Annotated in this window: 15 protein-coding genes; 8 read left to right on the top strand and 7 right to left on the bottom strand. The window is 44.0% G+C overall.

Annotated features, from left to right (window positions below; translation table 11 throughout):
• Positions 1-42 precede the first annotated feature (42 nt).
• On the bottom strand, positions 43-930 hold the full coding sequence (locus tag ABUE20_RS10645) for an AraC family transcriptional regulator (protein WP_408619902.1): 888 nt from the start codon (positions 928-930) through the stop codon (positions 43-45).
• Positions 931-1,059: 129 nt separating this feature from the next.
• Here ABUE20_RS10645 and ABUE20_RS10650 point away from each other — a divergent pair, with 129 nt between their 5' ends.
• Positions 1,060-2,412: a glycoside-pentoside-hexuronide (GPH):cation symporter gene (locus ABUE20_RS10650; protein ID WP_408619903.1), complete on the top strand. Its 1,353-nt coding sequence runs from the start codon at positions 1,060-1,062 to the stop codon at positions 2,410-2,412.
• Complete coding sequence (locus ABUE20_RS10655; RefSeq protein ID WP_408619904.1) at positions 2,409-3,728, top strand: glycoside hydrolase family 30 protein; 1,320 nt, start codon at positions 2,409-2,411, stop codon at positions 3,726-3,728. The genes ABUE20_RS10650 and ABUE20_RS10655 overlap by 4 nt, the downstream gene beginning before the upstream one ends.
• Before the next feature lie 122 nt (positions 3,729-3,850).
• On the opposite strand, the gene ABUE20_RS10660 is transcribed toward ABUE20_RS10655, so the two are convergent.
• The 5 genes from ABUE20_RS10660 to ABUE20_RS10680 all read right to left on the bottom strand — a co-directional run bounded on the left by ABUE20_RS10660 (position 3,851) and on the right by ABUE20_RS10680 (position 6,613).
• Positions 3,851-4,237, bottom strand: coding sequence for a nuclear transport factor 2 family protein (locus ABUE20_RS10660; RefSeq protein WP_408619905.1), 387 nt, complete (start codon positions 4,235-4,237; stop codon positions 3,851-3,853).
• Between the two features lie 45 nt (positions 4,238-4,282).
• Positions 4,283-4,411 (bottom strand): hypothetical protein, encoded by a 129-nt coding sequence (locus ABUE20_RS10665; protein WP_408619906.1) that lies wholly within the window; start codon positions 4,409-4,411, stop codon positions 4,283-4,285.
• A 98-nt stretch (positions 4,412-4,509) separates the two neighbouring features.
• Positions 4,510-5,076, bottom strand: coding sequence for a DJ-1/PfpI family protein (locus tag ABUE20_RS10670; protein ID WP_408619907.1), 567 nt, complete (start codon positions 5,074-5,076; stop codon positions 4,510-4,512).
• A 109-nt stretch (positions 5,077-5,185) separates the two neighbouring features.
• Positions 5,186-5,611 (bottom strand): N-acetyltransferase, encoded by a 426-nt coding sequence (locus ABUE20_RS10675; RefSeq protein ID WP_408619908.1) that lies wholly within the window; start codon positions 5,609-5,611, stop codon positions 5,186-5,188.
• Between the two features lie 117 nt (positions 5,612-5,728).
• The gene (locus ABUE20_RS10680) at positions 5,729-6,613 is read right to left on the bottom strand and encodes a radical SAM protein (protein ID WP_408619909.1); all 885 of its coding nucleotides are present in this window, start codon (positions 6,611-6,613) and stop codon (positions 5,729-5,731) included.
• 399 nt (positions 6,614-7,012) lie between these two features.
• Here ABUE20_RS10680 and ABUE20_RS10685 point away from each other — a divergent pair, with 399 nt between their 5' ends.
• The 6 genes from ABUE20_RS10685 (at position 7,013) to ABUE20_RS10710 (ending at position 10,948) form a co-directional block, all read left to right on the top strand.
• A complete protein-coding gene (locus ABUE20_RS10685; RefSeq protein WP_408619910.1) occupies positions 7,013-7,402 on the top strand; it encodes a hypothetical protein in 390 nt (129 codons plus the stop codon).
• A 23-nt stretch (positions 7,403-7,425) separates the two neighbouring features.
• A complete protein-coding gene (locus tag ABUE20_RS10690; RefSeq protein ID WP_408619911.1) occupies positions 7,426-7,824 on the top strand; it encodes an Imm41 family immunity protein in 399 nt (132 codons plus the stop codon).
• 365 nt (positions 7,825-8,189) lie between these two features.
• Positions 8,190-9,182 carry a phospholipase A gene (pldA, locus tag ABUE20_RS10695; protein ID WP_408619913.1) on the top strand — a complete coding sequence of 331 codons (993 nt, stop codon included), beginning with the start codon at positions 8,190-8,192 and terminating at the stop codon, positions 9,180-9,182.
• Positions 9,183-9,467: 285 nt separating this feature from the next.
• Complete coding sequence (locus ABUE20_RS10700) at positions 9,468-10,094, top strand: LysE family translocator (RefSeq protein WP_408619914.1); 627 nt, start codon at positions 9,468-9,470, stop codon at positions 10,092-10,094.
• Positions 10,095-10,149: 55 nt separating this feature from the next.
• Positions 10,150-10,509 carry a MerR family transcriptional regulator gene (locus tag ABUE20_RS10705; RefSeq protein WP_408619915.1) on the top strand — a complete coding sequence of 120 codons (360 nt, stop codon included), beginning with the start codon at positions 10,150-10,152 and terminating at the stop codon, positions 10,507-10,509.
• Positions 10,510-10,564: 55 nt separating this feature from the next.
• Positions 10,565-10,948 (top strand): carboxymuconolactone decarboxylase family protein, encoded by a 384-nt coding sequence (locus tag ABUE20_RS10710; RefSeq protein ID WP_408619916.1) that lies wholly within the window; start codon positions 10,565-10,567, stop codon positions 10,946-10,948.
• A 152-nt stretch (positions 10,949-11,100) separates the two neighbouring features.
• Here the strand turns inward: ABUE20_RS10710 and ABUE20_RS10715 are convergent, their stop codons facing one another.
• A complete protein-coding gene (locus ABUE20_RS10715) occupies positions 11,101-12,729 on the bottom strand; it encodes a methyl-accepting chemotaxis protein (protein ID WP_408619917.1) in 1,629 nt (542 codons plus the stop codon).
• Positions 12,730-12,742: the final 13 nt, after the last annotated feature.

A 12,742-nucleotide genomic window follows, 5' to 3' on the forward strand; every position in this document is an offset into this window, starting at 1 on the left:
ATTGTGATTGCCCTAAATACATGCGTGGTGATCAGTGATGGTTTAAGGGAGGCTTTCATCACTAAAAGCAATATCGGTTGAGTTTTTGACTCGCTCACGAAATATTTTGGGAGTTTCACGCATCATTTCTTTAAACCTAAGACAAAAATAAGCACTATCACAAAACCCTGCTTGTTCAGCAACAGTAGCAATCGCCACATCAGTCGTGGCCAGTAGTTTCACGGCAACATTAATTTTTCGCACTACCATAAATGTTTTAAATGGCATGCCAAATGTTGATTTGAAAATCCGAGAAAACCACGATTTGGACCAATGGCAGCGTTGAGCCGCCTCTTCGGTAGAAATTGAGTATTCTTTATTTTTATCAAGATCGTGGACAAAATCCATCAACGTGTTGATATGCTGATCGACAGGCCTAACCTTAGCATAAGGGGATTGACCTAATTTATTGAACACATCAAGCAAGATCGTTTTCAATAACGATTTAAACAAGGGATCGAATGAGCCCGAATTTTTTAATTGATCGGAGCACCAACTAAAGATCTGCTGTAATCTTGTGGCTTCCAATTCCGTCAATACCCGAACCATCTCCCGGATCAACTGACTCGAATGGATATCTATCCCGTATTCGTCCAAATAGTTTTCTTCAAACTGCAACAAATAGCGCAGGTGATCCTCTCCAGCCGCCAGATCCATATCATGCACCATTAAGGCCGGTACAAAGATCAAGGTATTGTTTTTAATTGTATATTTTTCATTACCAATACTGAATGTCCCCGTTGAGCGGCGAAACCACATGATCTCGAACATCATGTGATAATGCGGTTCAACCGTTAACCCTCGAAAACAATGATAGTCATCAACCCGTAAGGTAAATAGCTCACCCACTCGGACCGGTATCTTTTCGAAAATGGGACAATCATCACTCATAATGTACACACTTATTATATAAATACATTCTTTTTATACATATAAGCCATATCTTATTCAATAACATATTCATTCTCGATAAGAGATTTATTTAACCAACAATAAAAACTCTCTGAAAGGAGAAGAACTATGTCTAGTACCCCTTTGACAATAAAAGAAAAAATAAGTTATGGCTTAGGCGATACCGGGTGTAATTTAGTATGGCAGACCGTAATGCTATTTCTGGCTTACTTTTATACCGATATTTTTGGACTAAGTCCCGCACACATGGGAACCATGTTTTTGGCTGTAAGGATCATTGATGCGATAACCGATGTACTCATGGGTGCCATCGCAGATAGAACAAAAACACGTATGGGTCAGTTTAGACCCTATATTTTATGGTTTGCTATTCCCTTTGGTTGTATTTGTACCTTAACTTTTTATACCCCGGAATTGAGTTATACCGGCAAGCTTATTTATGCCTATGCCTCATATATCTTATTATCATTAGTCTATACCGCTATTAATGTTCCTTATTGCGCAATGATTAATAATATATCGCATGATTCACAGGAAAGGGTTTCGCTACAATCCTACCGTTTTGCCCTTAGTACCGCAGGTGGACTGATTGTATCTATTGCGGCATTACCTTTAGTCAAATATCTTGGCAAAGGTAACCCTCAGCATGGATATTTTTATACCATGATGCTGATGAGTGTCATTAGTATCATCCTTTTCTTTATTTGTTTTTCTTTTACCAAGGAGAAATACTCCAATAAAAATCAAGCAAAAGATAGCAGCTTAGCAACTGATTTAAAGATTCTAACGGCGAGTAAAGAATGGCGAATTTTATTTGTATTAAATATCGTTAACCTTATCGCTGTTTTATTAAAAAACAGCACTGCAATTTATTATGTGAATAATGTTATGGGGAAACCCGATCTTGCGAGTACCCTGCTAACCACATCATTAATTGCCGGAATTATTGGTGCATTATTGTCAGCACGGATATTCAAAAACATAGATAAAGTCAAAGGTTTTAAATTTTCTATGTTTATAGAAGCTATTTTATTAGGTATTTTCTATTTCATTCCGGCAAGTAATATCTATTTAGTTTTCGCATTTATTATCGCCATTAATTTTATTCAGCTCGCTGCAACGCCACTGCAATGGAGTATGTTATCAGATGTAGTAGACGATATTGAAAAGAAAACCGGTCAATATTTAAGTGGTATTGTTTTTTCTACCAATCTATTTGCTATCAAACTCGGTATTGCTATCGGTGGCGCACTAGTTGGATATCTCCTGTCATGGAGTCATTACGTGGGGGGAGCCACCGCTCAAACTAGCTCAGCGTTAGCCATGATCAATGCGTTATTTACCGTGATCCCTGGGGTATTAGTGTTCAGCCTCATTCTCATTATGCATCGTTATTCGCTTGATGATGCTCACATTTCAGCCGCTAAATTACCCAGCTTAGCTAAGGAGAAAGCACAATGATACATGTCATTAGTTCCGGCAAAGATCATATATGGCAAACACAGAAAGCCTGCCCTCTAACCAGCGATGAACAAGGCCCCAATCTTATTGTTAGCCAGCAACGGGGACGAGCGATAGAAGGATTTGGCGGATGTTTTAATGAACTGGGCATGATCGCGTTAGCCTCATTGAAACCAGAACAACGAGAAGCCATTTTTGATCAACTATTTGCCCCCGATGGAGAATGCCAACTAACCCTAGGCCGACTTCCCATCGGTGCCAGCGATTATGCCAAATCGTGGTATAGCTATAACGAGCACGAAGATGATTACAGCATGGCCCATTTTTCCATTGAACGGGATCGGCGTTGGTTAATGCCTTATGTTCAGGCGGCCTTGGCACGTCAACCCAAGATGACGCTATTTGCCTCCCCTTGGAGTCCGCCAACATGGCTCAAAACCCATCAGGCCTATAATTTTGGTCGCTTAAAAAGCGATGCACAAACGCAGCGGGCTTACGCTTTGTACTTCCAAAAATATATTGAGGCTTACCAACAGGAAGGGATCACGGTTCAGCAAATACACGTGCAGAACGAGGTAGCCGCCGATCAAAAATTTCCCTCCTGTGTCTGGAGCGGAGAACAGCTGCGGATATTCATTAGAGATTATCTCGGCCCCTTATTTGCTGCGGAAAATATCGATAGCGAGATCTGGTTGGGCACGATCAATGCCCCTAATTTTATGGAAGAAGTCGGGCAGGATTATGATGATTATGCCGGTTATGTCTTAAACGATCGCGAGGCCTATCAATATATCAAAGGAGTCGGTTACCAGTGGGCGGGAAAGAATGCGATCCAACGGACCACCATGAGCTATCCCGAACTACGTTACTATCAAACCGAAAACGAATGTGGCGACGGTGAGAATAGTTGGCCCTATGCACACTATGTATTTAGCTTGTTCCGACATTATTTGGTGAACGGGGTGAACGGTTATTGCTACTGGAATATGGTGTTACCCAAGGGAGGTGAAAGTACTTGGGGCTGGCGACAAAACAGCATGATCTCGGTTGATATGGAGAACCAGCAGGTGATGATTAATCCTGAATACCATGTGATGCGTCACTTCTCTCATTTTATTAAACCGGGGGCGAGATACGTACCGTTGAGCGGTCATTTAAGTGGCAATGCCGTCGCTTTTTGTAATCCGGATGGTTCTTTGGTGCTCAACCTTAATAACCCCTACAACGAACCCCGTTTGTTGGATCTGGAACTTGATTCACACCGTTATCAGTACCAGCTCCCCCCTTGTTCTATCACTAGCGTTGTCACCGAATGACGCTCACATGTTCTGCCCACCGCGTCATTCCTGATACGATGGGCAGATTGATATCCACATGGGCTCCCTGATAAGGGAGCTTCAGGTGTGATCAAGAAAACACCCACTGTCTTTCGCATGACTCAAGATGAACCCGCAACCCCACTTGAATGTGCTGCAATGACTTCCCAACGATCACCTTCCACATGCTGCCATACCCGAGTAAAACGAAACGTCCCATCCGCTGGCTGTCCATCATAACTACCGCAGATGCTCATTTTAACCACCACAATCGCAGTATCTTGTTGCAATTTAATCTGCTGATCTTCTATAGCAATATGAGAGAGATGTAATAAACCTGATTGATGCGCTTGCAAATCATCCTTTTTACCGAGCACCTGCCCTAAATGATTGCTAAAAACCAGCTCGGAAGATAAAAGGCGATCCAATTCTTGAACATCCGAAGCCAACATGGCCTGACAAAGCAACGCTTCTGCGGCAATGATCTGACTTTCTTTACTATTTTCCACCGCCAATCCTTTTTTACTGCTTGCTGAAAATAAACGGATTCACTTTCACGACACATCAGGAAAACAATGTGGCTCATACATTTCATGAATAAGCGAATGCGCTTTCGCTTGAACATTGGCGATGACATTGCCGATAACACCATCCCCAAACCAGCGGCCAAGATCAGTCATCATCCCGCTCTTGAACCTCAAGGGATGAATAACCGCTCCCCCGCACTGCATCGATATCAATCCCACATGACAGATTGAATGATCATCAAGACAACAAACCTTTAATTCCCAAATCCATACGGATAATCCATTTGTTTCGAAATTCTGATACGTGCATCGACCCCGGCCAATCGCTCAACTAAAAACAGCCCCAAATCAATTGAAGATGACACGCCTCTTGCCGTTACCACATCGCCTTCATCCACCACGCGCAGATCGACCACACGACAATAGTTCTCTAGTTCCCCAAAAGCACTTGGATGCGTCGTAGCCCGTTTCCCGCTAAGAAAACCAGCTGAGCCCAATAATAAGGCTCCGGTACACACTGAAACCTTTAATTTCACCGCTTGTCCCGTTTTCAGCCAATCCATAAAGCCTTGATCAAATTGCAGCGCACGCGTCCCGAAACCACCTGGAACAACAATAAGGTCGTATCCACTTAAAGACGCACCGACTTTGTCAGGGAAAAATCGCAATCCTCGATCGTCAGTGACGTCCTTGGTATAAGCACAAATATCCCATTCGAATTCAGGAAGAATATGCATGGATTTTAAGCGAGTGAGCGGATCGTAAACCCCAATAAAATCTAATGCGGTCATCTGCTCAAAAATAATAAATGCAACGTTCATAAACATCCTTACGATTGTTGAATAGGGGCTACCGCCGCGATCATGTGTTCATTCAAACGCATCCGATATTATTTATAGCAAATCGTTAAAACAAACGCTTTATTGACGATTATCTCTCCAAACACATGCGGTATTCTAAATGCCCGGTATGAATATCACGCTGCTCTCGCACCACTTTAAAACCGTGCGATACATAAAATTGATAACTGGCTTGGTTTTCTTTATAGACAGAAAGTGTGAGCGTCTCGCTCCGATGCGTCGCATGAGCCAATAACTGTGTACCAATCCCTTGACCTTGCCATTCGGGTGCCACAAATAGCGCCGCCAAATGATTTTCATTCAGGGCGTAAAATCCAACCACTTCATTTTTCATTTCAAATACATAACTCTCTGAAGCAGGGATATAAACATGCCGCATAGCATCGACTTGAGATTCCCAAAATTCAGCGGCAATAAAATCGTGAGCGATAATGGAGGCATTGAGCCAGAGTTGCAGAACACAAGCTAAGTCATTTTCTTGATACTTTCTGATCATATTCAAACTACCGAGCGTAAAATTTCAACAGCCGATCACCTTTCGATACAGGATAACGAAAATACCCCCATCGAATAAAGAGATCTGGATATTTATTCCAGCGGCTGTTGATGATGTTTAGATATTAATTAAATGCTCTCGATACGCTCGCAATGAAGCTTCATCCCGCCCCGTAAACCGCTGCAAAGTCTGTTCTAACATGGCTGTCAGTTCATCATAATCTTGTGGCAGAGCCGCGATAAAATTAACCGGATTGGCAACACTCTGCCCCAATAAAATAATCGGGTTGGTTAGCGCCCTGACAAGCAGCAATGTTTCTTCAATGCGCTCATATTCACTCGCTTCAGTAAAATGTCCAGCCCGAACATCCTGATAAAGTCGCGACTCGGCTTGCACAGCAACGGATGTCATATACATATGCGTCGGATGTAACTGATTCAATACTTCAGCCGTATTCCGAGCATTTCGAGCACCATTTCCAGCTCCGGCTAATCCGCCTAAGAAGATCACCCGATACGCGATTTCTGCCGCTTCCAGTTTTTGGCACTCCCGCAAAATATCGCTAGCCGCATAGCCTTTATCCATAAAATTCAAAATATCATCATCACCACTTTCAATTCCGATCACTAAATCATTAATCCCTTCGGCTTTTAACACCTTGAGATCCGCGATGGTTTTGTTATAGATACTGTCTACCCGAGCATACATTCCGATGTTAATTTCCGGGAAATAGCTGCGGATCAACTGCGCCAAATCGATCAGTTTCGCCGTACGTAAAGTGAACGGGTCGCCGCCCACCGCATAGAGCCGCCGAGCATCAGGATACCTTAGACGAGCTTCTTTAAGGTCACTCTCAATCTGTTTTTTCGCCGCTATTCGGTAAGGGATGCCGTGATAAAAAGTACAGAATCGACATGAATTATGAGTACATCCAACCGTGACTTCTAACAAAATACTATTAGCTTCATGAGGAGGACGGATAACTGGACCGGTGTAATGCATCACTATATTCCTATTGTTAAGCCAATGGCCGACAGCCTCAAGCTATCTAACCAACGTGCTCTATCAATCACTGAGATTAGCTGATCCTCACCTAGTCTTTAAACGCAATAAAGAGGTTAAAAGTTCTATTAATCTGGAAATTTATTCCACAATAAAAGTAGGTACTATGTTTATCAAAGACAGCGGTTCCAAGGGTCCTATTTTGATCATTCCTCAAACATTCCCCACTACGTTTCATTTAAACAAAATTTCCTCTTGGGAGAATGAACACCGCCCAGCGTCGCTTGAAGTTCAAAAACACAGGATTAAAAACCAGCTGATTTATTGCTATCTATCCCTTTCTATTCGTGCTGAAATATATGATTCATATGTTATTTCAGTCTCAGTGAGAATTTCTCGATGTTAGAACAGTTACAAGGACGTGTAGCCAATTATAACCCCGTCACTAAAACGAATGTTCAGTTAGAGCTGGTTGGTGAATGCCGGGTGATTGAACTACAACTTAGTGACGCTTGGGTAATCAATCGAGGGGATCAGGTCATTGTTGCCGGAGAGGTGGATCCGAAATCCGGGAGATTCAGTGCTTATGCCTATAAAAACCAAACCCGAGGAGTCTTCGGTAAACTCGGGGCGAGTGCAGCAACCGGCGGTATTTTTGTCATCGCCAGTATTTTATTTTTTTGGGCCATCTTTCCACTGATGTTTCATTTACCGGCCGGTTTAAAAATGATAGCTTTGGGTAAAAAAGTAAACTCAGCCTTTGCGATGATCCAATCCGCTAAGTCATAAAATCAATCGGAGCTCTTTTCACGATGATGCGCTCAATAAATCTACAACCCATCTATCAAAATTTCCCGGGATGTAACGCCTATACGGACGACTCATTCACAGGAATTTTGCATGAAAAGTGTTATTGGTCTGATGCGGAATATTTTAAGTTAGATAATGCTCTCTACGCGCTGGCTCAAGCCTATAAAGATGAATCCCAGTGTCCTCGGGAGCTCGTGGGATGTCTCATGCGGATTTTCAGCTTTGTGATCATGTCTATCAACTGCCATTATGATCCCAACGATCTGTACCAAATCGAAAACTTAGATAACGAACAACTCCGCATCCGCAAAGAGCGATTCCAACAAGTTTTTGAGGGAGTCTTCCTGAACAATATGCTTCCAGTAAACTATTTTGAATACCAGTGTTCGACAGAGAAATAAAGGGTTAACCGCACCCATAGAATCTCTGTCCTTTGGTTGCATTGACTGCTCCTCTACTGACCTGCTCCCCCTAATCTAGTCCAGTCTACACTTAGTCGTGTTCATCCAACCAAGGAGATGATGAACATGAAAAATCCGATAATGAGCACACTAATAGGAACGGATGGGAAATAAGCATTAATGCAAATGCCGAGTAAACCAATTCAATACGCGCCATATCATATATAGTGCATTTTATTTTTCATAAAAGCCTCGGTTGCTCTCGGTTAAAGCAGTCACTGTAGCTCAAGTGACCTATACTCATGGCTATAAATTCTGCTATGGTCGATTTTTATGCACTTTTTTGATGACTCAAAGGAGAACCGATGCGAGCCATTTTAGGGTTAGTACTCACTTTATCTGCAATATCTAACGCCGAAGCGGCCACAGCCGAACAACCCAATCCGCCGGGTGATTCCTCATCAACATCAGCATCCTCCACGACCGACGGCCTCGGCCAGCAAGACACAATCAAAATTGCATCCGATCAAAATAAAGAACAGGCCACCCAACAATTGCTAGCCTCAAAAAACGCTCTGGATCGAAAACTCGGCCACATGTTTGAGGCGAGTGATAATCCGTTCGTCCTCTTTCCCTATGAAGAAAACTATCTGCTGTATACCTATGATCCCGACCTGACCAGTAACCACTACGATTATTTGGATAAAGAGCAAGTCGATAAATTTGATAAACATGAGGTGAAATTCCAATTCAGCATCATGTTCCCGCTGGTTCGGGGAATTGTTGGTGATAATTCAGTGTTGGCGGCATCGTATACACAGCTTTCCTTATGGCAGGCTTTTAACAGTAAAATTTCATCGCCTTTTAGGGAAACCAACTATGAACCGCAACTGTTTTTAGCTTGGTTGACCAACTATCACTTTGGGGGATGGACTCTTCGAGAAACAGAATTCGGCTTCAATCACCAATCCAATGGCCGGGGCATCCCCCGCAGTCGCAGTTGGAACCGGATTTACGCCGATATCACCGCCGTCAAAGGCAATTGGGCGATCTCCTTTAAGCCTTGGTGGCGGATCCCGGAAAGTCGTGATAACGACGATAATCCGGATATCACCCACTACATCGGCTACTATCGCGTCAAAGCCGGATATGCTTATGGCAAAAGTACCTTCACCAGTGAGTTCCACTACAACTGGAATACCAGTCGCGGATCGGTGCAAGTGGGCTGGAGCCATCCCATATTGCACCATGTCAGAGTTTACGCGCAAATCTTTACCGGATATGGTGAAACGCTGATTGACTACAACAATAGCGATACTCGCTTTGGCCTCGGGATCATGCTGAACGATATGTTATGAAACAGAGCTGATGGTAAAAGTGCAACTTCCCATCACCCACATGGGCAGCCTGATGATACGACTTAACAGTGAACACATCTTCTCGGGAAAACACCCCAAAGCTTCTGAGTTCTGTTAACATCGGTCTTTACATAACACGTTAGATTAACGCAGATACCTCCTCTTTGGGGATTCAAGGGATGATCGCAAAGCAGATCAGTACTTCACGAACTAGATGGAAGATGCTCGTTAATGCTGGCTCGATTCATTTTGATATATTAAAGAAAAATTTTTAGAGATTTCCAGATGCAACTACACACACTATTACTTTTTGCACTCGCGAGCCTGTCGATCAATTTAATTCCAGGGCCCGATGTGATTTATATCGTTTCGAATACCCTGAAAGGTAAGATGCTCGGTGGCATGAAGGCCGCTCTGGGGCTCGGGGTGGGTTATTTTGTCCATACGCTAGCCGCCGTATTAGGGCTTTCGGCCATCATCTTAAGTTCGGCACTGGCATTTACGGTAGTCAAATGGCTGGGCGCGTGTTATTTGCTTTATTTGGGGATCACCTCTTTACGCTCGATGTATCGCGGTGGTTCGAAGTTGACGGTAGCAACCTCCGAGACTTCATCTAAAAGCATCTTTAAACAGGGAATCGTGGTCAGTGTGCTCAACCCTAAAGTCGCACTCTTTTTCCTATCCTTTTTGCCCCAATTTATTGATACCTCAGCCGGCTCACTTAATCTGCAATTACTGGTTTTAGGATTATGTTTTAGTGCATTAGCCACATTATGTAATCTCACTTATGCGTTGGCAGGCAGCTGGCTACTCAGAAGTGCCAAAGCGAATCGCTATTCACGGATCATCGAAGGGATCTCCGGTATATTACTGATTGGTCTGGCGGGAAAAATCGCGTTTAGCCATCGCTAGATTCGGTTCATCTTGCGTCATTAGTTTGGCAACCTTTCAAAAGTCTGGAAGTCATATGAACATTTCACAATTTGCAGCTAAAACGGCATTAACGCCGCATACGCTGCGCTACTACGAAAAACTGGGGCTACTGATGCATGTTCAGCGGAATCGCAGTGGCCACCGCAGCTATTCTCAAGCCGATATGAACTGGGTCATGTTCATCAATCGATTGCGTGAAACGGGCATGCCACTGAAACAAATCTTAGAGTATGCCCAACTTCGCGCTCAGGGCGATCAAACCTTCAGTCAACGGCAACAACTTTTACAACAGCATCGAGATGCACTTAAAACTCGCATTGAAAGCGAACAGGAACACCTGCGGGCTCTCGATGCAAAAATTCAGTATTATGCCTCGAATCAGCCCTTGACTTAGAGCTTACTCTAACTTGTAAGCTGTCTTCTGTTCATCACATACTAAGGAGACAGCGATGGAACAACGATATCAAAATGGATTAGCCAAACTGGCTGAAATTGATGGCGACGCTGGCCAACAAGTCATTGATAGCCTTCAGGCCATCTGCCCGGATCTGGCCCGCTATACCATTGAATTCCCCTTTGGCGATATTTATCAGCGCCCCCAGCTCGACCTAAAATCTCGTGAAATAGCAACCGTTGCCGCGCTTACCGCTTTAGGTCATTGTGCACCACAACTCAAAGTACACATCAATGGTGCCTTAAATGTCGGCTGTGAAATGTCTGAAATCATTGAAGTTATCTTACAGATGGCTGTCTATGCCGGGTTTCCGGCGGCGCTCAACGGGATGTTTGTCGCTAAAGAAGTTTTTACACAGCGCCAACTGCTCCCAAAATAATCGGATGACGATCCAGCGCTCTTATCGACTTTAATGATCAGCGTCAGGGGCATGCATAACAGCAGCCCCGGTTGTCTTTAACACGGCCATCTAAAAAGCCTTGATGAGGCAATTACGGCACAGGGTCAAAAGTACACAAGATACCTTGGCGATTACAGTTGAAACTTACTCAATCGCGTTTGCAGACCATGTGCCAGTTTACTAATTTCCCCACAAGCGATCGCGGTCTGAGAGCTCCCTTCCGCCATTTCGGCTGAAGCAAAATTAATCTGTTCCACGCTACGATTAAGATCTTCAGACACCGCATTCTGTTCACTACAAGCGGTTGCAATCTGAATACTCATCTCGGCAATCTGATGCACCGAGCCCTCGATTTCACTAATTTGAGATCCCGCCTGTTGCCCCTGAGTCACACATTTAGCAATACCACCTCGACATTCATCGCTGGAGTCTCCCATCTGTTTCGATTTCTGTTGTAACTGTTCCACAATCCCAACAATTTGTTTAGTCGACTCCTGAGTCCGCTGTGCCAACGAGCGAACTTCATCGGCTACCACCGCAAATCCACGCCCCTGCTCACCGGCACGAGCCGCTTCAATCGCCGCATTCAATGCCAGTAAATTGGTTTGTTCAGCGATAGCGCCAATCACATCCACCACCATATTGATATCGTTAGAGCTATTTTCTAACTCGATGGCTAGCCGACCTGATTCATCGATCATGCCCGAAACATTAGAGATCACATCAATCATGCGTTGCAGCGAATTACTCCCTTGCTGCGCCATCTCCGCTGAAGAGTTAGCCGAATCAGCCGCTTGTTCCGTATGCTGAGCGACTTCAGCCACAGCCGCCTGCATTTCAGTCATTGCAGATGCGACCGAATTGAGTTCCATCTGCTGACGCTGCATTCCGGATGCGGTCTGGGATGAAATCGTACTGACTTCTTCGACGGCTGAAGCCAGTTGAATCGTGGCCTCATTCACTTCAGTTACCAAATCATTGAGATCCGTTTGCATCTTTCCAATTTGTAACAGTAAATGTCCTAATTCATCTTTGCTCAGATGCGCCTGATCAATCCGATTATTTAGCTTGCCACTGGCGATGGATGAAGCGAGTGTCAGGGCATGCTGTACCGGTTGCCGAACCGAATGAATGAGCCACATCGACGCTAAAATAATCACCGCAATAACCACCAATGCACCAACGACTAAAATCCAGGTTGTTCTCACAAGCCGCTGCTTCACGGTTTGCTCAATATCGCTAACAGCCTTTTCATTGGCTTGAATCGCAGTATTGAGACTCTCAATCGCTTGGGTATAACGTTGATATGAATTCAGCACGACCTCATTAGCCTGTTGCAGCTGTCCTTTAATCAAATACTGATTATAGGAACGGGTCGCTTGCCGATAATTTTGCCAAGCCGCTTTAAAAACATTCAGTACCTGAGCTTCATCTGTTGAAAGAGGCAGGGCTTCATAGGATTTAAGCTCTTGATCCAATCGATCCCGTTTGCCATCCAACTCCGTTAACCACTGCGATAACTGCGGGGAACTGGCGTTAGGGATCAACGAAAATTCATCTTTTCGGATCTCCGTCAAAGTGACCTGAATTCCTTTTAGCAGACTAATTGACGGCAAACTATCATTACTGATAGTTTCAACATTGGTCTCCAGTTTTGAAAGACTGCTGCGCATGATGAGACTCATCACCAGGAATATAATAAAGACGAGCGAAAAACTCCCCCATATCTTCTTTCCGACACTTAAATCTCTCACTCTCATTTTCAATCCTTAA

This window comes from Celerinatantimonas marina (genome assembly GCF_046054165.1).
In the GTDB taxonomy this organism is placed as follows: Bacteria; Pseudomonadota; Gammaproteobacteria; order Enterobacterales; family Celerinatantimonadaceae; genus Celerinatantimonas.

What these genes read in the sequence shown, in the direction of transcription:
- ABUE20_RS10675 (WP_408619908.1), bottom strand. Translation starts at nt 5,611, where the DNA reads ATGATCAGAAAGTATCAAGAAAATGACTTAGCTTGTGTTCTGCAACTC.
- pldA (WP_408619913.1), top strand. Translation starts at nt 8,190, where the DNA reads ATGCGAGCCATTTTAGGGTTAGTACTCACTTTATCTGCAATATCTAAC.
- ABUE20_RS10710 (WP_408619916.1), top strand. Translation starts at nt 10,565, where the DNA reads ATGGAACAACGATATCAAAATGGATTAGCCAAACTGGCTGAAATTGAT.
- ABUE20_RS10705 (WP_408619915.1), top strand. Translation starts at nt 10,150, where the DNA reads ATGAACATTTCACAATTTGCAGCTAAAACGGCATTAACGCCGCATACG.
- ABUE20_RS10680 (WP_408619909.1), bottom strand. Translation starts at nt 6,613, where the DNA reads ATGCATTACACCGGTCCAGTTATCCGTCCTCCTCATGAAGCTAATAGT.
- ABUE20_RS10715 (WP_408619917.1), bottom strand. Translation starts at nt 12,729, where the DNA reads ATGAGAGTGAGAGATTTAAGTGTCGGAAAGAAGATATGGGGGAGTTTT.
- ABUE20_RS10655 (WP_408619904.1), top strand. Translation starts at nt 2,409, where the DNA reads ATGATACATGTCATTAGTTCCGGCAAAGATCATATATGGCAAACACAG.
- ABUE20_RS10690 (WP_408619911.1), top strand. Translation starts at nt 7,426, where the DNA reads ATGATGCGCTCAATAAATCTACAACCCATCTATCAAAATTTCCCGGGA.
- ABUE20_RS10685 (WP_408619910.1), top strand. Translation starts at nt 7,013, where the DNA reads ATGTTAGAACAGTTACAAGGACGTGTAGCCAATTATAACCCCGTCACT.
- ABUE20_RS10700 (WP_408619914.1), top strand. Translation starts at nt 9,468, where the DNA reads ATGCAACTACACACACTATTACTTTTTGCACTCGCGAGCCTGTCGATC.
- ABUE20_RS10645 (WP_408619902.1), bottom strand. Translation starts at nt 930, where the DNA reads ATGAGTGATGATTGTCCCATTTTCGAAAAGATACCGGTCCGAGTGGGT.
- ABUE20_RS10665 (WP_408619906.1), bottom strand. Translation starts at nt 4,411, where the DNA reads ATGATGACTGATCTTGGCCGCTGGTTTGGGGATGGTGTTATCGGCAAT.
- ABUE20_RS10670 (WP_408619907.1), bottom strand. Translation starts at nt 5,076, where the DNA reads ATGAACGTTGCATTTATTATTTTTGAGCAGATGACCGCATTAGATTTT.
- ABUE20_RS10650 (WP_408619903.1), top strand. Translation starts at nt 1,060, where the DNA reads ATGTCTAGTACCCCTTTGACAATAAAAGAAAAAATAAGTTATGGCTTA.